A 21837-nucleotide genomic window follows, 5' to 3' on the forward strand; every position below is an offset into this window, starting at 1 on the left:
TCCGTATGCTGAGGTATTTGAACGGTGGTGAGTCACACGGCAAGTATCTGATTGCAGTCCTCGAAGGCGTTCCTGCCGGGCTTCCTCTCACAGCAGACAGCATCAATCACGATTTAAGCCGCCGCCAGAAGGGGTACGGCCGAGGCGGCCGTATGCGCGTCGAAGAGGATCGCGTCGAATTTGCCTGTGGCGTCCGAAAGGGCAAAACGATCGGCAACCCGATCGGCTTGTTGATCCCCAACAAGGATTGGGAAAATTGGAAAGAAGTCATGGCCGCCGAGCCGGGACCGACGCCGACGGAAAAAGTCGTGACGCGGCCGCGTCCGGGCCATGCCGACTTGGTCGGTGCGATCAAGTACGGGCATCGCGACATCCGAAACGTGCTGGAAAAGGCCAGCGCACGAGAGACTGCCATACGGGTCGCGATCGGGGGCGTCGCGAAAGCCCTCCTGTCTCAGTTCGGGATCCGGATTGTGAGTTACACTAGGCAGATCGGCGATGTCGTCGCGCCGGTGCCCGGCGAGCCGATTGAGGCGTATGAGCGAGCGGAAGCGTCCGACGTGCGGTGCCCCGATGCGGCGGCCGGCGCGCAAATGGTGGAGAGGATTCGCGGGGCCAAGCATCGGGGTGATACATTAGGCGGCGTCTTCGAAGTCGTCGTGCTGAATACGCCGATCGGCTTGGGCAGCTACAGCCAGTGGGACCGCCGGCTCAGCGCTCGCTTGGCGATGGCGGCGATGAGCATTCAAGCGATGAAGGGCGTGGAAATTGGGATGGGCTTCGAAGCGGCTCGGCGGTTCGGCTCAGACGTGCACGATGAGATCTATTACGATGACGAGCGCCAAGCATTTATCCGGAAGACCAACAACGCGGGTGGCTTAGAAGGCGGCATCAGCAACGGCCAGCCGATCGTGGTCCGTGTGGCGATGAAACCGATCTCAACGCTGTACAGCCCCAAGAAGAGTGTCGATATCCAAACCAAGGAACCCTTCGACGCGACGGTCGAGCGGTCAGACATTTGTACCGTTCCTGCGGCAGGTGTGGTCGGCGAGGCGGTCATCGCCTTTGAAATCGCCAATGCCATGGTCGAAAAGTTCGGCGGCGACAGTCTCGACGAGATGAAGCGCAATTTCGACGCCTACCAGGCCTACGTGAAAGCCTTTTAGTTTCAACTGCTCTGTGATACGATCCCTCCCGTTCCCAAGCCCATAGAGACGAATCGCACACTCTCCGGCACAAGTCTGAAGCGAGTGGTACAGGATTAGCCATGGACGCGAACACGCGCCGAGTGAAGGTGTCACTTGGCGAACGAAGCTATGACATCGTTGTAGGTGCTGGACTTTTGGATGACGTCGGTCGACACGTTGCCGAACTCACGGCACCGGGCAAAGTCGCCGTCGTGACGGACGTGAACGTCGGCCGCCTCTACGGTCGCCGGGTGATGCGTAGTTTGAGCGAGGCCGGCTGCCGGGCGTCTCTGATCACGCTCCCGTCCGGCGAACGCACCAAGACCCTCCGCTCGATCTCTCAGGTTCTCGATGCGTTGATCAAAGCCAAGTTCGAGCGATCCTCGATGCTGATCGCACTCGGCGGTGGCGTGATCGGCGACGTCGCGGGATTCGCCGCTTCCGTCTACCTTCGCGGCATGCCGTATATTCAAGTGCCGACGTCGCTGATCGCGCAGGTCGATTCCAGTGTCGGCGGAAAGACCGGTGTCAATCATCCGTTGGGCAAAAACCTGGTCGGCGCCTTCCATCAGCCGAAGCTCGTGCTGGCAGATATCCGTGCCTTGCACAGCTTGCCGAAGCGCGAATGGATCGCGGGTCTGGCCGAAGTCGTCAAGTACGGAGTGATTGCGGACGAGAAGTTTTTCGCGTTTCTCGAGGACCATCTGCCCTCGGTGCTCGCCATGGACGAGATGGCGATCCTCCATATTGTGACGAGATCATGCGAGATCAAGGCCGCGGTGGTCATGGAGGATGAGCGCGAGTCGGATCGCCGGCGCATTTTGAATTATGGGCACACGGTCGGTCACGCACTCGAATCCATGGGACAGTACCGCAGCCTCGTGCATGGCGAAGCGGTGGCGATTGGCATGGTTCAGGAGGCCGGGATTGCGGAGTCGATGGGCCTGTGTGCCGCCGAGGTGAGGCTCCGGCAGCGGGAATTACTCACGCGGTGCGGTCTTCCGCATGAATTGCCGCCCATGACGTTTGCCCGTCTGTGGGCCGCCATGCAGCACGATAAGAAAGTGGCGAGCGGGCGGCTGCACTGTGTCCTGCCGGAGCGAATCGGGTCAGTCACGGTGAAGGCCCTCGACCACGCGCAGTGCAAAACATGGTTCACGGGTCGACACCGGCGAGCGTTGAAAGCATAAAGCCAGCGTGATCGAGCCGGAAGTGGAGTGAACACGATGAGCGCGCAGCGGACCGCCGGACAGGCAACACTGGAGCGGGCATTACGGGAAAAAATCCGTGAAGTGGACGTGCTGCACAAGATCAGCGATTCGATCAGCAGTACGCTCGATCTCGAGGCCATCCTCACGCATATCGTCGAGATCGTCACCGACGTCACAAAAGCTGACGCATGTCTGCTGTATCTGCTGTCCGAGAGCCGGGAGGAGTTGATCCTGCGCGCTTCGAAGAACCCGCACCCGAAATTGATCGGTCGCATCACCATTGGGCTCGGCGAAGGCATTACCGGCTGGGTCGCGCGCGAGCGAACGCGAGTGGTGATCAGCAGCAATGCCAGTGACGATCCCCGGTTCAAGTTCTTTCACAATCTCCCCGAGGACCGCTATCAGGCCTTTGTGTCGGTGCCGATCATGGCGAAGAAGGAAGTCGTCGGCGTCATCAACGTGCAACACAAGCGACCCCGCCGCTACCGCGCCGATGAACTCGCCTTGTTGACGACGATCGCCAATCAGGTGGGCGGCGCCATCGAGAACGCGCGACTGTATGACGAGATGAAGCGGAAGGCGCTTCAGTTGGAAACGCTGTCTCAGGTGTCGGAAACGGTCGTGTCCAACCGCGTGATCGAAGATGTGATGCACCTCATCGTGACGATGACGGCGCAGATGATGAACTCGAAGATTTGCTCAATCATGTTGCTCGATGCCGGCAGCGGCGACTTGCGCATCGTCGCCACGCAAAGCTTGAGCGAGCAGTATCGACTCAAACCGAATCTGAAGGTCGGCGAAAGCATCAGCGGGCGAGCCGTCCAAGAGCGGCGGCCGATCATCGTGCCGGACGTGACGCGCGACCCCAACTACATGTATCCGGATATCGCAAAAAAAGAAGGGCTCTGCTCGCTCTTGTCTGTCCCGATGATGATCCGGGAGAAAGCCGTTGGAGTGATCAACAGCTATACGTCGCTGCCTCATACGTTTACGGCTGAAGAAGTGAAACTGATGCAGGCGATCGCAAATCAGGCGGCGATTGCCATCGAGCATGCGACGTTGATCGAGAAGTCGTTTGAGATGCAAGAAGCCCTCGCCGTGCGGAAACTCGTCGAGCAGGCCAAGGGCTATCTCATGCGGACCAAGAAGTTGACCGAGGAAGAGGCGTTTCGTTTGATTCAGCGGCAGAGCATGGACTTACGCAAATCGATGCGGGAAATCGCCGAAGCGATTCTCCTGGCCGGGGAAATCAACGCACGGATGCAGTAGTATGTGCCCACTGCACCGTACCGAGCCGGAAAAGTGTTGACACTGTAACACTTAGATGATACAAGGTTTGCACCGCTCCGCAGACAATGACGTCGCTGGAGTGCGGTCGCAGAGCCGGTTTGACGCGGGACAATGACGTCCTCGGCCCCCAATGGATGGTGGGCGGAGGGCGTTTTTTTTTGACTGAACCTGAACCCTATGCGTGTCTTCCGCATCGCGATGGCCCAAATGAATCCGACGGTCGGCGATATTGCCGGCAACGTGCGCCGGATTCGTGAATGGCTCCGGGAAGCGCGCAAGGCCAAGGCCGATGTGGTGGCGTTCCCTGAGTTGGCCATCACCGGGTATCCACCGGAAGACCTTCTGCTGAAGCCGACGTTCCTGGCGGATATGCGGCAGGGGCTCGAGGACATTACACGTGAGTGTCGCACCATTGCTGCTGTTGTGGGCTACGTCTCAGAAGGCGAACCCTCGCAGCACCATCTCAATCATCCCTCGGCTCTCCCGGCCGGCCGACATGAACTCTACAACGCCGCCGCCGTGATCGCTGACCAGCGGGTGGTGCTGACCTATTGCAAATGGTACCTGCCGAATTACGGGGTCTTCGACGAGAGCCGGTATTTCCATCCTGGGCGGCGGAGTCCGATCATCGTCCTGAACGGCACATGTGTGGGGGTCAATATCTGCGAGGACATCTGGTTGCCCGAAGGGCCAACCCAGGCCCAAGCGGCCGCTGGCGCTGAAGTGATCGTCAATATCAATGCATCGCCGTTCCATCTCGGCAAAAGTCGGTTCCGCGAGCAGATGCTGGCCACGCGTGCCCGCGACAATGGCGCGATCATTACGTACACCAACATGGTGGGCGGTCAAGACGAGTTGGTATTCGACGGCAACAGCCTGATCGTCGATGAGAAGGGAGAAGTAATCGCGCGCGGCCACGCGTTCGAGGAAGACCTTCTCGTGGCCGACCTCAATGTGGGAGGCGTGGCGAGGGGGCGGTTGGGCCAGCGAGGGAAACGATGGCAGAGCGGGAAATCCTCGCTTACCGACCGTGCGACCATCACGACTCGGTCCACCAATCGGCGACGGCCGCCAGTCGTTCCGAACCACATCGACCTTCTCGATCCCATCGAAGAAGTCTATCGCGCATTGGTCCTCGGGGTCCGGGATTATGTCGGGAAAAATGGCTTTAAGCGGGTCGTGATCGGATTGAGCGGCGGGGTGGACTCCGCATTGACCGCCGTCATCGCGGCTGATGCGCTCGGCCCGCGCAACGTCCTTGGTGTGTTTATGCCGTCGCCCTATACCTCTCGGGAGAGTCGGGAAGACGTGGCTGATCTGGTCCACCGGCTCGGCGTCGAACTGCGGACGATCGCGATCAGGCGCACGTTTCAGTCCTATCTCACGGCACTGAAGGCTGTGTTCAGCACGGCGTCGCCCGATACGACGGAGGAAAACCTCCAGGCTCGGATCCGCGGCAATCTCTTGATGGCGTTGTCGAACAAGTTCGGTCACTTGGTCCTGACGACGGGCAACAAGAGCGAAATGAGCGTTGGGTATGCCACGCTGTACGGCGACATGGCGGGTGGGTTCGCCGTGATCAAAGACGTGCCCAAGACGATGGTCTATGAGTTAGCCGCATGGCGAAATGCAAGAGCGTCGACGCCGGTCATTCCCAAGCGCATTCTCGATCGTGCGCCGACGGCTGAGTTGAGACCGAATCAGACGGATCAAGACACGCTGCCGCCGTATGAAGTGCTCGATCCGATTCTTAAGGCCTATGTCGAGGAGGACCGGGACGCCGAAGAAATCGTCTCCATGGGCTTCGACCGCAAGGTCGTCGAGCGCGTGATGACGATGGTCGATCGAAGCGAGTACAAGCGACGGCAGGCGCCGATCGGGATCAAGATCACACACCGCGCCTTCGGCAAGGATCGTCGTATGCCGATCACGAACGGGTACCGGCACTGAACGGGATGGCGAGGAGGGGCGAATGACCGGTCTTTCGGTCGCAGCGCTGACAACCCTGTTGTTATGGGCGTTGCCGGTCGTCGTCGGCGCCGAACCATCGACAGCAACGGCCCACGCTACCACTGCGTCGCTGACCGATACGGGCGATACCGCGTGGGTCTTGGTCTCCTCGGCACTGGTGCTAGCGATGGTGGTGCCGGGATTGTCGTTGTTCTACGGCGGACTCGTGAGGAAGAAAAACGTGCTTGGGACGATGATCTATAGTTTCGCCGTCCTCTGTGTTGTGAGCCTGATTTGGGTGATCTTCGGCTACAGCTTGGCCTTCGGCCCCGACAACGGAGGCGTCGTGGGAGGCTTGACGTGGACGATGCTGAGCGGCGTGGGCAGTCACCCACACGCCGCGTATGGCCCGACTGTGCCTCATGCTGCGTTCATGATTTATCAATTGATGTTGGCCGCCGTGACCGTCGCGCTCATCGCCGGTGCGGCAGCCGAGCGCATGCGGTTTAGCAGCCTGTTGCTGTTCTCCGTGCTGTGGTCGATCTTCATTTATTGTCCATTGGTCCATTGGATCTGGGGCGGCGGATGGTTGGCCAAGTGGGGAGTATTGGACTTTGCCGGCGGCACGGCGATCCATCTGAGTTCAGGCTTCGGTGCGCTCGCGTGTATCCTCGTCTTCGGCCGGCGCCGCGGATACGGGACCGATTACATGGCGCCCCACAACTTGCCGTTGGCGCTTTTGGGGGCCGGCCTCTTGTGGTTCGGTTGGCTGGGCTTGAATGGCGGCAGTGCGAGGGCCGCGAATGCCGTTGCGGTCTCGGCGCTCGTCATGACCCATATTGCCGCCGCGTCGGCGGGGATCAGTTGGATGGCAGTCGAGTGGGCGCATCGGGGGAAATCAACCGCGCTGGGTGTTGCGAGCGGCGTCGTCGCCGGCCTTGCCGCCGTGACGCCTGCCGCCGGGTTCATTGGGCTCTCGGGCGCCATTCTCATCGGGTTTTCTGCAGGCGCGGCCTCTTACTACGCCATTGTGTGGAAGGGGAAGATCGGCTATGATGACGCGCTCGACGTCGTCGGGATCCATGCCGTCGGCGGGCTCGTCGGCATGCTGGGAACGGGGTTGTTCGCCTCAAAAGCCGTCAATCCTTCCGGTGGGGACGGCCTGTTCTTCGGGAGCCCGGCGCAACTCGGCATGCAGGCCATGGCCGTCCTCGCCGTCTCGGTGTTCGCCCTCGTCGGCACCTATCTGATCCTGAAACTCGTCGATGTGATGACGGGGCTTCGCGTGTCGCCTGAAGAGGAGGCGTTGGGGTTGGATCTCAGCCAACACAACGAACGGGCCTATTCGTGAGGATGCTGAAAATGTCGATATTCACACCCGCCCGCCCCGCGCACGCCGAGACGTGCGCCTTCCCGAGCTGCGTTCTCGGGTCGAAAAAATCCTCGACGTACCTCACTACGGCAAGGAGACTGTCTTGGCAGGCTTGGGGTGGGTGGGTGAAAACCGACCACGCCTCCGGTTTTTTCTCCCCTGCGGCCTTGCCGGCAGACCATTTTGAGCGTCATGCCATGTCTCACGTTTTGCACCCGCGAAAGCCGGGGAGGCATTTTAGATGAAATTGGTCGAAGCGATCATCAAGCCGTTCAAGTTGGATGAGGTCAAGGATGCCTTGTTGGAGATCGGCATCCAGGGGATGACCGTGACGGAGGTCAAAGGCTTTGGGCGGCAGAAGGGGCACAAGGAAACCTACCGCGGAACCGAGTACACGATCGAGTTCGTGCCGAAGGTAAAAATCGAAGTGGCGGTGACGGACGCGCAGGTGCCGCGGGTGATTGACACGATCACCCGGACGGCCAAGACGGGCAGCATCGGCGATGGCAAGATCTTTGTCCGCGATTTGAGTGCGGCGGTTCGCATCCGCACCGGTGAGTCCGGAGAAAGCGCATTGTAGTGCGTATGTCGGCCGGCGAAACGTTGACCGATGCCATGAAGGCGTCCGATGTGGGGCGTGCCGTTGCTCTTTTGACCGATCAGCGACGTGTGCTCCATGAGCGTGTCCTGAATGGCGCGTCGGGCGCCGAAGTGATGGGGGCGTTCGCCGAATTGGTGGATGCGCTCATCATCGGCCGCTATCGGAACGCCGTCCGCAACGGTGACGAGCGGCTCACGCAGGGGTTGCGCGACTGTTGCTTGCTCGCATTGGGCGGGTACGGCCGACGTGAACTCGCCCCGTACTCGGATATCGACGTGATGCTCCTGTTTCGGCCTGACGCGCAGGATGCGGCGGCGAGTTTGTCCCGGGAAGTCCTCCACCACTTGTGGGATCTCGGCTTTCACGTCGGCCACAGTGCGCGGACCATCAAGGACTGCGTTGAACTCGCGGGGCAAGATGTCACGATCAAAACCTCGATGATGGAAGCCAGGTTCTTGGCCGGCAGCGCCGAACTCTTTCAAGAGTTCAAGAATCGGTACGTCAGCCGCGTCGTGAGTCGGGGCGTCGATCGCTTTATTGACAAGAAGCTGGAAGAGCGGCGGCGGGAGTACGAGAAGTTCGGCGAGACGGTCTACCTGTTGGAGCCGAACGTCAAGAAGAGCAAGGGCGGGCTGCGCGATCTCCACATGCTGCAATGGGTCGGGATGGCAAAGTATCACGCCGCGACCATTCAAGAACTGACTGATCGTGGCAGCTTGTCGCGCTCCGACTACGCCGCACTGTTGGAGGCCCGGGATTTCTTATGGCGCGTCCGGGCGCTGTTGCATGTGCATGCCGGCATGGCGCAGGAAATCCTCTCCTTTGACGAGCAAATTTGGCTGGCGGCACGCTTCGGCTTCGAAGATCGCCCTCACTTGCTCGCGGTCGAGCAGTTCATGCAGCAGTACTACCGCCACACGATGGGTCTGCACGAGATTGCGGTGCGGTTCGTCGACCGCTGCCGCTCCGGCTCGCTCTGGGAGCGAGTCGCGAAGCTCTGGCCGAGTCCGAAACTGGACGGCTATTTCGAGATCGTCGGCTCCGTGCTCTCGGTGCCGGTCCCCTTGCGCCCGCGGCTCCTCGATAGCCCGCGGCTCCTCCTTCGATTGTTCGAGCTGGCAAGCGAGCGACGCTTGAAAATCGACATCAGCCTTCTCGATGAGATTCACGGGCACGTCGCCACGCTTGCCGACGAAGAATTCCGCACACCCGACGTCAGCCAAACGTTCTTGCGATTATTGGCGGGGCCGGGCTCCGTCGCGGCGACGCTCGAAGCGATGCACCGGGCGCACCTCCTGGAAAAGATCATTCCGGTGTTCGCCTCCGTCCGCGGGCTGATGCAGTTCAACCAATATCACAAGTACACGGTGGATGAGCACAGCTTGCTGGCCGTCGCCAAATGCGAGACGTTGGCCGAGGACGCCGGCGTACTGGGCGAGGTCTATCGCGAAATCCGCCGCAAAGATCTTTTACACTTGGCGGTGCTGCTCCATGACTTGGGCAAAGGACGCGAGCAAGACCACAGCGAGGTCGGAAAGACGATCGCGGAGGACACGGCCGCTCGTTTGGGTTTGGATGAGCAGGAGACCCGGACGCTCGTCTTCTTGGTCCACCGTCACTTGTTGATGGCGCATACCGCGTTCCGGCGTGACCCCTACGATGACAAGGTGATGCTGGGATTTGCCCGCGCAGTCGGCACGCCCGAAGTCCTGCGCAAGATGCTTGCGTTGACGGCCGCCGACATTGCCGCCGTCGGCCCCGGCATGCTGACGAAATGGAAAGAAGCGCTCTTGGTCGAGCTGTATCTGCGGACCTTGCCGGAAGTCTCCGGCGAACGGGACCAGGGCAATCAGGCCGAACGCCTGGGCCAGTTGGCGGACGAGATCGCTCGGCTTCCGAGTGCTGCTGCGGCGGCGATGGATCGGGATTGGATTGCCGATCAGTTGTCGCTGTTTCCCGTCCGGTATGTGGCCGGGATGCCGGTCGTCCGCATCGCCGCGCACCTCGCTGCCATCAAACGACTGTCGTCCGGCGATGTATTGGTCGAGGAGCATTTCACCGAGGCACTGGCGGCGAGCGAGTACACCGTGATCACCTCTCACGATCTGATCCCAGGCATCTTCTCAAAGATCGCCGGCGTGATGGCGGCGAAGGGACTTCAGATTCTCGACGCCCAGATCGTCACGAGGCCGGACGGGATCGTCGTGGACACGTTCCACGTGACGGATCCCGATTATCGCGGAGCACCGCCACCGGACCGGCGTGCCGACATTGCCGAGACGATCGTGTCGGTGTTGAAGGGACAGGAAACTGTCGAGGCGCTGGTGGCTCGCAGCGGTCGGATGGCATTGTCCCGGCCGCTCCCTGCGAACCGTCAGGCGACGGAAGTCTTGATCGACAACGAAACCTCGGACCGGTTCACCATCATCGACGCCTTTGCGGATGATCGCCAGGGATTGCTCTACGTCATCACCCGCGCCATTTTTCAGTTGGGGCTGTCCGTCCATGCCTCGCGGATTTCCACCCGGCTGGATCAAGTGGCGGACGTCTTTTATGTGACGGATGTCGCCGGCGCGAAGATCGAGGATCCCGCCCGTCTGGAAGCGATACGCGCGGCGATCACGAAGGAGGTCGATGCGTGCTTGAAGGAGTCGCACGCATGAGCATCGCGACGGGCAAGAAGAGCGCAGTCGAGTAGGAGGTTGTTGAAAAACGATAGGCGGGCGCCAGAAGCCACAATGCTTCAAGGTGCAACACGAACAGAAAGAGCATGGCAGGATGTTCAAAAAGGCTGTCCATTTCACCCGCCCGCCCCAGGCGCGCCAAGACGCGCCGCTTCCCGGCCAAGGCGCAGCGAAGCGCACGGTCGCGGATAAGCGATGCCACGTTTGTGCGCGCCGTGAGATGGTGAGCGGCCAGTGTCTCGAAGCTGGCGGCCTTTTTCAACATCCTGGTAGGAGAGCCATCGTGAAAGGGCGAAAAGGAGGACCAGCATGAATCCCCGCGAAGTAGTGGAGTTTGCGAAAAAGAACAAAGTGCAGGTCGTGGACCTGAAGTTCATCGACTTGATCGGCACCTGGCAGCACTTCTCGATTCCCGTGGAGGAAATGAGTGAAGCGCTGTTCAAAGACGGTTCCGGCCTCGATGGCTCCTCGATCCGCGGCTGGAAGGCCATCAACAACAGCGACATGCTGGCCGTGCCCGATCCCGAGACGGCGTGCCTCGACCCGTTTACCAGCGTGCCGACGTTGAGTCTCGTCTGCAATGTCGTCGATCCGATCACTCGCGAGAACTACGATCGCGACCCTCGTTTCATCGCCCAGAAGGCCGAAAAGTATCTGAAGAGCACGCGGATCGGCGATACGTCCTACTGGGGGCCGGAAGCTGAGTTCTTCATTTTCGATCAGGCCCGTTATGACCAGACGAGCCACAGCGGCTACTACTTCATCGATTCGGATGAGGGCATCTGGAACGCGGGCAAGGACGGCGTAAATCTCGGGTCCAAGATCCGGCACAAGGAAGGCTATTTCCCGGTCGCGCCGACAGACACGCAACAGGATATCCGCAGCGAGATGATCTTGGAGATGCAGCGCGTCGGCATCCCGATCGAAAAACATCACCACGAGGTCGCGACCGCGGGCCAAGCTGAGATCGATCTGCGGTTCGATTCGCTGGTGAAGATGGCCGACAAGATGATGATGTACAAGTACGTCGTCAAGAACGTCGCGCATCGCCATCACAAGACGGTCACGTTCATGCCCAAGCCGCTGTTCGGCGATAACGGCTCCGGCATGCACACGCACCAGAGCATTTGGAAGGAAGGCAAGCCGCTGTTCGCCGGCAAAGAATACGCAGGCATTTCACAATTGTGCCTGTATTACATCGGCGGCATCCTGAAGCACGCGCCGGCGCTCGCGGCCCTCACCAACCCGACCACGAACTCCTACAAGCGGCTCACGCCCGGCTTCGAGGCGCCGGTACTGCTGGCCTACTCCAGCCGGAACCGGTCGGCCGGTATTCGCATTCCCATGTACTCGCCGAGCCCGAAGGCCAAGCGCATCGAAGTGCGCTTCCCCGATCCGGCGTGCAATCCGTACCTCGCGTTTGCCGCGATGCTCATGGCGGGTCTTGACGGCATCGAGAACAAGATCGACCCGGGTGAGCCGATGGAGAAGGACCTGTATGATCTCGAACCGAAGGAAGCGGCGAAGGTGCCGACGATGCCCGGCAGCTTGGATGAGGCGCTCAAGAATCTGGAGCGCGATCACGAGTTCCTGCTGAAGGGCGGCGTCTTCACCGAGGATCTAATCGAGACATGGATCGCGTACAAGCGCAGCCGCGAAGTGGATGCGCTTCGCTTGCGGCCGCATCCGTACGAGTTCTTTCTGTACTACGACGTGTAGAGCCGTTGTCCGTTCGGTCCGTTGAGTCGGGTCCACTATCGGAACGAGCCTAACGGACAAACGGACGTAACGGACCAAACGGACTTAACGATCAACTGATGAGGCCGACAATGTCGTCGGCCGGCCTGGCAATGGCGCCAGATCCTGTGGAGCACCGCTCCGCACGGTCTGGCGCTTTTTTTAAACACGGTATCAGGCGGTGGTGTGGTGCTCGTGGCAAGCGATCCATTGCACGAACAGCTCATCGACGAATGCGAGACGCTCGAAGCGTTGCGTGCGCTCCTGACTGCGCCGGGAAGCGCGGAGAGCCGAATCGACGAGGCGCTCGAATTCCTCGCCACGCGCCTGAGGGCCCTCGCGCGCACAGTGCCGGAGCCATGTGTCTTTTCCATGCCCGCCGCCCGCATGTCACATGCCGGCCCCGGCCGACTCGCGGCGCGGTCGAGCACGGTGGAGATCATAGGTGGCAGCCCGGCCATGCGGGAGGTCGAGGAGGGTATTCGGCGGGTCAGCCAGAGCCACGCCACGGTGCTGATTCGAGGCGAAAGCGGGACGGGAAAAGAACTGGTGGCGCGTGCGATCCATCTCCAAAGCCTGCGCGCCGATGGTCCGTTCATCCCGTTGCACTGCGCGGCCGTGACCGAGACGCTGCTCGAGAGCGAATTGTTCGGCCACGAGCGTGGCGCCTTCACCGGCGCACACGAGCAACGCAAAGGAAAGTTCGAGCTGGCCGACGGTGGGACGCTGTTTCTCGACGAAATCGGCGACATCCCTCCGGCCACACAGGTCAAGCTGTTGCGTGTGCTGCAGGAACGGTGCGTGGAGCGAGTCGGCGGCGCCAAGCCGATTGGGGTCGATGTGCGGGTGATCTCGGCGACGCACCGGGATCTGGAAGCGATGGTCCAAAGCGGCGCCTTTCGCGAGGACTTGTACTACCGCCTGAACGTCGTCCCTATCACGCTGCCGCCCTTGCGTGCGCGCGGGCGCGACATTCCACTGCTCATCGACTACTTCTTGGCGAAGATGAACACACAAAATCGTCGGCGCGTCCGGCTTGGAGACGATCTGCTGGAACTCATGGCGCGCTATCACTGGCCGGGCAATGTGCGCGAATTGCAAAACTGCGTGGAGCGGCTCGTTGTGCTCGTGGCCTCGGATCGTGATCCGGTCACGTTCGAGACCATCCCGACGTCGCTGCGCGGATATTTTGCCGACATGCGGCACGTGACGGAGATGCCGCGTGAACAGTGGAGCGGGTCAGCCTCATCGGCCACCGGCTCGCTCGGTGCGAGCCTTGAGCAAATCGAACGCGAGCGACTTCAAGCGGCGTTGGAGCGGACCGGAGGGGTTCAGGCGAAAGCCGCCCGGATGTTAGGACTCACGCCCAGACAGGTCGCGTACAAGATGCGGAAGTACGGAATCGGTGTCGACCGTGACGATCGGCAATGAAAAAGTGAGGGCAGGATGAACAGCACAGCCACCTTCGAGGAGCACTGTGAGCGAACGCTGGAGGAGTCGGTCGTCGCCGCTGTCCTGCGCGCTGCCGATCCAACGCGCCGACAGATCTTGGTCGGACTCGGCTCGGCCGCGTTGAGCGTCTTGCTGGCGGAGGTGTTTCCGTTGAACCGGCTCAAGGCCTTTGCCGCCGATCCGCCCGGGAAAGTCGAGAAGAAAGACGTCAGCATCGGGTTTATTCCGATCACGTGCGGCACCCCGATCATCATGGCCGAGCCGCTGGGCTTCTACAAGAACCACGGCTTGAACGCGTCGGTGAAACGTGCGGCCGGCTGGGCCATGATCCGCGACTGGGCCATCAACAAGGAAACCGATGCGGCCCACATGCTCACCCCGATGCCGCTCGCCATCACGTTGGGGATCGGCTCCGTCGCCACACCGGTGTATATGCCGGCGGTGGAGAACATCAACGGGCAAGCGATCACGCTCCATACCAAACATAAGGGCGTGAAGACGGCCGCGGACATGAAGGGATTTCGGTTCTGCGTCCCGTTCGACTTCTCCATGCATAACTATCTGCTGCGCTATTTCCTCGCCGAAGGTGGGGTGCATCCGGACAAGGACGTGCAGATTCGAGTCGTGCCGCCTCCCGAAATGGTCGCGAACCTCAAAGCCGGGAACGTCGACGGCTATCTGGGCCCGGATCCGTTCAACCAACGGGCGGTCTACGAAAATGTGGGCTATCTGTTCCGACTCTCCAAAGACATCTGGGACCGCCATCCCTGCTGCGCCTTCACCGTCACGAAAGACTTTGCCGATCGCTATCCCAACACCTTCTTGGCGATGTGGCGTGCGATCGTCGATGCGACGCACTATGCGTCAGATCCCGCCCATCGAAAAGAAATCGCCGCGGCGATTGCGCCCGCCAACTATCTCAATCAACCGGTCATGGTTCTCGAACAGGTCTTGACCGGCACGTACGCCGACGGGCTCGGCACCATCAAGAAGTCGCCGGACCGCATCGATTTCGATCCCTATCCTTGGCATTCGATGGCCGTGTGGATTCTCACGCAGATGAAGCGCTGGGGTCATCTCAAGGGCGACGTCAATTACAAGACGGTCGCCGAGCAGGTCTATTTGGCGGCCGGCTGTGACCGGATCGCCAAAGAGTTGGGATACCGAACCCATCAGGCGACCTCCATGAAGCATACGATCATGGGGCGAGAGTTCGATCCGGATCAGGCGGATGCCTATGCGAAGAGTTTCAAGATTCACAGCATGAGTTGAGTAGGGCCGGTACGGAGACTCTATGCAACAGGCGAAGGGAAATCCGTGGGTGATCTCTGGGTTTCTGCTCGTGACGTTTCTGATGGCGTGGCATCTCTCCACGGTGCGGGAGCCGTTCGATCCGAAGGGACTGACCGACGAGCAACTGCAGTTGATGGAATTCAACGGCGATATCGTGCGGACGGCGGACGGCCGCTACGTCTGGAATCCGGAAAAGGAAAAGGTGAAAGGCTTGCCCGGCCCGGTGGCGGTGCTGGAGAAGGCCAAAGAGGAGTTAGGGGAGGCATTCGTCAAGAAAGGCACGAACGACCACGGCATCGGCTACCTGGTCCTCTATACCGTCGCGCGCTTTGCGGCGGGATTTCTTGCGGCATCGCTCGTCGCCATCATGCTCGGGGTGCTGCTGGGCTTGAACAAGGTGCTGTTTCGCGCGGTCAACCCGTACATTCAGATCCTCAAACCGATCTCCCCGCTGGCGTGGATGCCGCTCCTCCTCTACACCGTGAAAGATCCGAAATGGACCGCCGTGCTCGTCGTCTTCATGGCGGCCTTGTGGCCGACGCTCGCGACGACGGCGTTCGGCGTGGCGTCGCTCCGGAAGGACTATCTGCACGTCGCGGCCATCCTTCAGTTGTCGTGGGTCAAGAAGCTGTTCACGGTCATCCTGCCCGGTGCGGCCCCCGCTGATGCCGTGGATGACGGTCTTCGACAACATCCGGCTGGCGGTGAGGGCCGCGTACCCGGCGTGGAGTCGAGAGCGGATCGATGCGCACGTCGGAAAATACATCAGCCTGGTTGGGCTGCAGGGTGCGGAAGCCAAGCGGCCGAGTGCGCTGTCCGGGGGGATGAAGCAGCGGGTGGGACTGGCGCGGGCGTTTTCCATCGAGCCCAAAGTCCTGCTCCTCGATGAGCCGTTCGCGCAAATCGATGCGCTGACCCGCGGCGTCATCCAGGAAGAGCTGATCCAGATGTGGAACACAACACGCAACACGGTGTTCATGGTGACGCATGACGTGGACGAGGCCATCCTGCTCTCGGATCGCATCCTTCTGATGACAAACGGGCCGTCCGCCCGCATCGCCGAAATCGTCGACGTGGCAATTCCGCGTCCCCGATCACGGGAGACCATCATCGAACACCCGCACTACTACAAAATTCGCAACCACGTGATTCATTTCCTCGTCCGCCATGCTTCACCTGATGGCTCGGGCGATGGGACCGGCTCGAGGACTGAGGAGGAGGCGCCCCTCGTGGTGCGATTCTAAACTCTCAGAGATCACCACCATCCGAAGAGCGTGGGAGGGCGGGGAAGTCACAGCACTGAGATTCATAACGAGGAGGACAACATGGAGAACAAGAGCGTGAGGGAGATCATCAAAGCCAAGCGAGTGGAGAAAAAAGTCACGATTGCCGAACTGGCGAAGGTCGTGGGCCGGAATCCGACGTTCGTTGCCGCCGCACTGAACGGCAATCATCGGCTCCCTGAAGAAGAAGCGAAGAAGATCGGCAAGACCTTGGGGCTCGATGCCGAGACCGTCCACTCATTGAGCCGATTTCCGGTGCGGACCGACTTTCCAAACACGGCCGATCCGTTCAAGTACCGGCTTCTCGAGATCATCGGCGTCTATGGGGACGCGCTACGTGAGATGGCCAACGAAATGTTCGGCGATGGGATCATGAGCGCGATTGATTTCACGATCGACATGGAGCGCGTAACGGGTAGCCAAGGCGAAGCGCGCTGCAAGATCACGCTGAACGGGAAATGGCTCGAGTACAAGACGTTCTAATTCAGAGGCGTCGACGTTCGAAGTTCGGAGGTTCGACGTTTCCGAAACAAGAGTTAATGGTCGCCAAACGTTCCGTATCTTTCGGGATCTTTAACTTCGAACTTCGAACCTCGAACTTCGAACTCTTGCCGAATCTCTACAGGAGACCTTCATGACGAGAGTGAATGCGGCGGATACAGCCTGGGTCCTCGTGTCTTCGGCGCTCGTCCTGGCCATGATCGTGCCCGGGTTGGCCTTGTTCTACGGCGGCCTCGTCCGGAGCAAGAACGTCCTTGCAACCGTGATGCAGAGCTTCGTGATCTTGTGCGCAGTCACGGTCCTCTGGTTGCTGGTCGGGTACACGTTGGCGTTCGGCCCCGACAAGGGCGGGTTTATCGGCGGACTCGACTGGATGGGACTTCGCGACGTCGGTCTGAGCCCGCACGCCACGTATGCGCCGACCATTCCGCATCAGGCGTTCATGGTCTTTCAGCTCATGTTCGCCGCAATCACGCCGGCGCTCATCACCGGCGCCTTTGCCGAACGAATGAAATTTAACGGCTTGTGTTTGTTCGCTGTCCTCTGGTCGTTGCTCGTCTACACGCCCGTCGCGCATTGGTTGTGGGGTGGCGGCTGGCTCGCGGCCCTTGGCGCGTTGGATTTTGCGGGGGGAGCCGTCGTTCACATCAGCAGCGGCATCAGTGCGCTGGTGTGCGCATACGTGCTCGGGCAGCGCCAAGGGTACGGAACGGAATACATGGCTCCGCACAGCCTACCGTTGACGCTCCTCGGGACCGGCCTCCTGTGGTTCGGCTGGTTCGGCTTTAACGCCGGGAGCGCGCTGGGCGCGAACCAAACGGCCGTCGTGGCGTTCGTCTCGACGCATACCGCAGCTGCCGCGGCCGCATTGACGTGGGTCGCGATCGAGTGGGTGCACCGGAAGACGCCAACGGTGCTTGGGATCGCAAGCGGGGCCGTGGCCGGCCTAGCCACCGTCACCCCCGGCGCGGGCTTCGTCAGCCCGTTTTCGGCCCTGATCATTGGCATCCTCGCCGGCGGCTTGTCGTATGCCGCGATTATCTACAAGGGGAAATGGGGGTACGACGACTCGCTGGACGTCGTCGGCATCCATGGCGTCGGCGGCATACTGGGGGTCTTGGCGACCGGCCTCTTGGCTTCAAAGACCATCAATGCCGCAGGGGCCGATGGATTGCTTTATGGCAATCTCGCCTTCTTCGGAGCGCAAGTCTTGACCATCGTGGTGGTCGCACTCTTCTCCGCCGCCGCCACGTTCGTCATCCTCAAGCTCGTCGAACGGCTGGTCGGCCTCCGCGTCTCGCCGGAGGAGGAACGGATGGGGTTGGACTTGTCCCAACACAACGAGCGCGCTTATTCGTGACGTTGAAAACGGCCCCCAGCCGCGTTCTCGGCTCGAATACATCCTCAACGTACCCCAGAGGGTACGCCTGCGGTGTTTTCTTCGCCTGCGGCCTTGCTGGATGACCGTTTTGAACGTCCGCTAAGGCTTTTCTACTTCACTTCAGACAAGTCTTTGTCTCTTTATCCATCTCCCTCCCTTCGTTGCTTTCGTTCGGGTCCTTCCCCTACAATCACACGGTTATTCGGCGATTGCGCGATTAGCATAGGCACAGATCATGATCAAAGAGGCGATTGCCAAGCTGGCGGAGCGGGTCCATCTCACCGAGAAGGAGGCCGAGGAGGTCTTGCTCGAGATCATGGACGGCGCGGCGACTCCGGCGCAGATTGCCGCCTATCTGATGGGTCTCCGGATGAAGGGGGAGACGGTGGAGGAGATCGCGGGATCCGTCCGCGCCATGCGATCTCGTGCCACCCGGATTCGGGTGGCCGATCCACTCGTCTTGGATACCTGCGGCACCGGCGGAGATCGGTCCCACACCTTTAATGTTTCGACCACGGTCGCCTTTGTCGTCGCCGGCGCCGGCCTCACGGTGGCCAAGCACGGGAACCGGTCGGTGTCCTCCCGTTGTGGCAGTGCGGACGTACTCACGGCGCTGGGCGTGAAGATCGACCTGGGAGCCGACCGGGTCGCCGACTGCGTGAACGAAGTCGGCATCGGGTTTCTGTTTGCTCCGCTGTTCCATGGTGCGATGAAGCATTGCGCGGCGCCGCGGCATGAGATTGGGATTCGGACCTTACTGAACGTACTCGGCCCTCTCACTAACCCGGCCGGGGCGACGATGCAGGTGATCGGCGTCTACGACTATCAGTTGACCGAGTTGATGGCCAAGGTGCTCATGCATCTGGGCACGCAGCATTGCTTCCTGGTTCACGGGATGGATGGGCTGGATGAGGTGACCTTGACCGAGCGGACGCGTGTGTCTGAAGGCAAGGCCGGTGTGGTTTCGAGCTACTTCATCGATCCAGAGGATTTTGGGCTGGCTCGGGTGCGGTTGAAGGATTTGGTCGGCGGAGATGTCGAGGAAAACGCCCAGATCGTCCGGGAGATCTTGCATGGGCGGCGGGGACCGAAGCGCGAGATCGTCTGTTTGAACACGGCGCTGGCCCTCGTCGCCGGACGGAAGGCCAAGACGATGCAAGAAGGGTTTGACCTCGCCGGGCGCGTGATCGACAGCGGGGCGGCCTTCGAAAAGTTGGAGCAGCTGGTGGCGTTTACGAATAAATGAAGAGGAGGGGCGGCTGGTCTGATCCCGTGCTCGCAGACCGCGCACTCAAGAAAGTGCTCGGCCGATGCGCGCAGTATGGATCAGACCAACCGCCCCTCCTTGTTTCTATTGAGGAAGCCAATCAGCCGGTGGGGATGGGAGGGGTTGAGAAGGAATGATCCTCGATCGCATCCTTGAGCACAAGAAAGCGGAGATTCGGCATAAGCAGAGCCGCGGCTATCTGGCCGAGTTGAAGGCGAAGATCGCCGATCGAATGCCGCCGCTTGGGTTTACGGTGGCGTTGGAAGCGACGCGGACGGCGACGAGCCCGGCGCTGATCGCGGAGGTGAAAAAGGCATCGCCGAGTCTCGGCTTGCTCAAGGAGGAATTCAAGGATCGCTTCGAGCCGGTCGCCATCGCCGAGCAGTATCGCGAGCACGGGGCCGCCTGCGTGTCGGTGCTGACCGACGAGATGTTCTTTCAGGGCAGCCTGACCTACCTGCAAGCGGTGAAAGAGAAGGTGGGCCTGCCTGCGCTCAACAAAGAGTTCATGGTCCACGACATTCAGTTCTACGAGGCGCGAGCCTTTGGCGCCGACGCGGTGCTCCTGATCGTGGCCGCGTTGGAGCGCCGGCAGATGATCGATTTTTATGCGCTGGCGCGGGAGCTTGGGCTCGACGTGCTGCTGGAGACGCACCACGAACGCGAGCTCGATACGGTGCTAGAATGGCTGCCGAACGCACGGTTGATCGGCATCAACAACCGCGACCTGAAGACCTTCTCAACGGATCTCAACGTGACGCTTCGCCTCGCCAAGCGAATGCCCAGGGACAAGGTCATCGTCAGCGAGAGCGGCATCCACACCCGTGACGATGTGAAGCGCCTACTCGAAGCCGGGGTGCAGGCCATGCTCGTCGGTGAGTCACTGATCCGGGCGGAGAAGATCGGGGAGAAGATTCGAGAGTTGCTGGGATCAGAAGGAAAACGGCCTGAATGAGCGCTGGCATTTATGTGATAAAGGATGACGGTCAGCTTGTCGAGATGAAGGAAAAGGTTTATGACTCAGAAGATCTGTTACAGAAGCTGATCGCTGATTATCCGAACCTCTTAGCGGGAGATCAAATTGATGGTGCTGAGCCTCGACGTTGGTTATTGGTTACCCGTGAGGCTCCAGTGCCGGATAGAGAAAATGGCTCAGCTCGTTGGTCCGTTGATCATCTGTTCCTCGATCAGGATGGAATTCCCACGTTTGTTGAAGTGAAGCGAAGCAGTGATACCAGGATAAGGCGAGAAGTGGTTGGCCAGATGCACGATTATGCTGCGAATGCTGTTGTCTACTGGCCAATGGAATCTATCCGCTCAATGTTTGAGCGTCAATGTCAATTGAACAATGACAGCTCAGAGGCACTCGTCCGCATTCTTCAGCCTGAAGGAGATGGCGATACATTTTGGCAGAAGGTGAAGGTAAATTTGCAGGGAGGCAGGGTTCGACTTGTATTCGTTGCCGATGAAATCCCGCAAGAGCTGCAAAGGATTGTGGAGTTCTTGAATGAGCAGATGGATCCTGCCGAGGTGATTGCCATCGAAATGAAGCAGTATATGGGCGAGGGGCTCAAGACGCTTGTTCCTCGGATTATCGGGCAAACTGCTCAGGCACAACAGAAAAAGGGTGTTGCGCGTGAGGAAAGACAATGGAGTGAGGAGTCATTCTTCGTTGAGTTGGAAGCTCGGCGCGGAAAAGATCAAGCGGCGGCCGCCCGCAAGATTCTTGATTGGGCGAAGAGTAAGGCGACGAGAATTTATTGGGGGCGGGGAAGCCAAAGCGGGTCATTTGTTCCGATTCTCAGCTACAACGGTCAAGATCATTCGCTTTTGGCAGTCTATACATATGGCACTGTCGAAATTTATTTTCAGTACTATCGGACTATGCCGCCGTTTGACTCGGAAGCGAAGCGAAAGGAGTTGCTAGCGCGTCTCAATGATATCGACGATATCTCAATCCCAATGGACGGGATAGCGCGGCGTCCCGGCATCCAATTGTCTCAACTGACAAACCATTCAGCGCTTGAGAGATTTCTCGGTGTGTTGGAGTGGATCGTTGAACAAGTTACAGCGAAGCACGAATAAGGCGGCATTCTCAGCCTTTGCTGTGATTTATGTCGTCGCTTTCATCTGTTGTTCTCAAAGTGCTGCGCAAGTTATCAGCGATGAAGCGGAGCTCGAGCGCTTACAGAACCGGGCGGAAGAGGCGATCGCAAACGGTGATGCGGACGGCGCCGCGATGAATATCGGGAAAGCGGCGCTGATGGCTGGTCAGCTCGCGGCCAAACACAAAGACGCCGGGCGAAGCCAATGGTACCGGGGCGTGGAACATTTGTTCCGTGCGCAAGAGCAGGCGTATCGTGCGCAAGCGCTGTTCGTCAGGGCCGGCGGTCAGCCGCCGGCCTCGTCCGGTGTCTGCGGCTCGATGAGCCTGGCCAAGCAGCATCTTGCCAAGGCTGCCACGATGTTGGTCGATGCCGATCCGGGCGAAGGCCGACTTCAGAGCTTGAATCTGCACGCGATCGCGACCGAATGGGTCAAGACGCTGGACGATCTGAACGGCGATTTTCAGTGCTCCTAGTGTCCTGTCTCTGAAGTGCGCTGACAAAATCGAGCCACGCTGGCCAG

General features: G+C 60.1%; 16 protein-coding genes and 2 pseudogenes. All 18 read left to right on the top strand.

All coding sequences use genetic code 11. The features are described 5' to 3' along the window. The first annotated feature begins 5 nt into the window (after positions 1-5). On the top strand, positions 6-1166 hold the full coding sequence (gene aroC / locus AC1U7K_RS02560) for a chorismate synthase (protein ID WP_480249226.1): 1161 nt from the start codon (positions 6-8) through the stop codon (positions 1164-1166). Between the two features lie 101 nt (positions 1167-1267). Continuing rightward, positions 1268-2377: a 3-dehydroquinate synthase gene (gene aroB / locus AC1U7K_RS02565; RefSeq protein WP_480249227.1), complete on the top strand. Its 1110-nt coding sequence runs from the start codon at positions 1268-1270 to the stop codon at positions 2375-2377. A gap of 36 nt (positions 2378-2413) precedes the next feature. Beyond that, positions 2414-3667 carry a GAF domain-containing protein gene (locus AC1U7K_RS02570; protein WP_480249228.1) on the top strand — a complete coding sequence of 418 codons (1254 nt, stop codon included), beginning with the start codon at positions 2414-2416 and terminating at the stop codon, positions 3665-3667. 198 nt (positions 3668-3865) lie between these two features. Beyond that, the gene (locus AC1U7K_RS02575) at positions 3866-5638 is read left to right on the top strand and encodes an NAD+ synthase (protein ID WP_480249229.1); all 1773 of its coding nucleotides are present in this window, start codon (positions 3866-3868) and stop codon (positions 5636-5638) included. Positions 5639-5660: 22 nt separating this feature from the next. After that, positions 5661-6989 (top strand): ammonium transporter, encoded by a 1329-nt coding sequence (locus tag AC1U7K_RS02580; protein WP_480249230.1) that lies wholly within the window; start codon positions 5661-5663, stop codon positions 6987-6989. A 262-nt stretch (positions 6990-7251) separates the two neighbouring features. Beyond that, positions 7252-7590: a P-II family nitrogen regulator gene (locus tag AC1U7K_RS02585; RefSeq protein WP_480249231.1), complete on the top strand. Its 339-nt coding sequence runs from the start codon at positions 7252-7254 to the stop codon at positions 7588-7590. Between the two features lie 5 nt (positions 7591-7595). After that, positions 7596-10274, top strand: a complete 2679-nt coding sequence (gene glnD, locus AC1U7K_RS02590) for a [protein-PII] uridylyltransferase (RefSeq protein WP_480249232.1) — start codon at positions 7596-7598, stop codon at positions 10272-10274. A gap of 330 nt (positions 10275-10604) precedes the next feature. Continuing rightward, the gene (glnA, locus tag AC1U7K_RS02595; RefSeq protein ID WP_480249233.1) at positions 10605-12014 is read left to right on the top strand and encodes a type I glutamate--ammonia ligase; all 1410 of its coding nucleotides are present in this window, start codon (positions 10605-10607) and stop codon (positions 12012-12014) included. Positions 12015-12218: 204 nt separating this feature from the next. Further along, positions 12219-13463, top strand: a complete 1245-nt coding sequence (locus AC1U7K_RS02600; protein ID WP_480249234.1) for a sigma-54 interaction domain-containing protein — start codon at positions 12219-12221, stop codon at positions 13461-13463. 15 nt (positions 13464-13478) lie between these two features. Further along, positions 13479-14756, top strand: a complete 1278-nt coding sequence (locus tag AC1U7K_RS02605; protein ID WP_480249235.1) for a CmpA/NrtA family ABC transporter substrate-binding protein — start codon at positions 13479-13481, stop codon at positions 14754-14756. A gap of 388 nt (positions 14757-15144) precedes the next feature. Continuing rightward, a pseudogene (locus AC1U7K_RS02610) lies at positions 15145-15426 on the top strand (ABC transporter permease); the annotation flags it as partial. Positions 15427-15439: 13 nt separating this feature from the next. Further along, a pseudogene (locus AC1U7K_RS02615) lies at positions 15440-16021 on the top strand (ABC transporter ATP-binding protein); the annotation flags it as partial. Positions 16022-16102: 81 nt separating this feature from the next. Further along, positions 16103-16543: a cyanase gene (cynS, locus tag AC1U7K_RS02620; protein ID WP_480249236.1), complete on the top strand. Its 441-nt coding sequence runs from the start codon at positions 16103-16105 to the stop codon at positions 16541-16543. A gap of 151 nt (positions 16544-16694) precedes the next feature. Next, positions 16695-17921: an ammonium transporter gene (locus AC1U7K_RS02625; protein WP_480249237.1), complete on the top strand. Its 1227-nt coding sequence runs from the start codon at positions 16695-16697 to the stop codon at positions 17919-17921. 256 nt (positions 17922-18177) lie between these two features. Beyond that, the gene (gene trpD, locus AC1U7K_RS02630; protein ID WP_480249238.1) at positions 18178-19188 is read left to right on the top strand and encodes an anthranilate phosphoribosyltransferase; all 1011 of its coding nucleotides are present in this window, start codon (positions 18178-18180) and stop codon (positions 19186-19188) included. Positions 19189-19342: 154 nt separating this feature from the next. Next, positions 19343-20164, top strand: coding sequence for an indole-3-glycerol phosphate synthase TrpC (trpC, locus tag AC1U7K_RS02635; protein WP_480249239.1), 822 nt, complete (start codon positions 19343-19345; stop codon positions 20162-20164). Beyond that, complete coding sequence (locus tag AC1U7K_RS02640; RefSeq protein ID WP_480249240.1) at positions 20161-21294, top strand: hypothetical protein; 1134 nt, start codon at positions 20161-20163, stop codon at positions 21292-21294. The genes trpC and AC1U7K_RS02640 overlap by 4 nt, the downstream gene beginning before the upstream one ends. Continuing rightward, positions 21266-21790 (top strand): hypothetical protein, encoded by a 525-nt coding sequence (locus AC1U7K_RS02645; protein WP_480249241.1) that lies wholly within the window; start codon positions 21266-21268, stop codon positions 21788-21790. Before AC1U7K_RS02640 ends, AC1U7K_RS02645 begins: the two co-directional genes overlap by 29 nt. Positions 21791-21837 lie beyond the last annotated feature (47 nt).

The sequence above is a fragment of the Nitrospira sp. Vd2 genome, assembly GCF_979581665.1.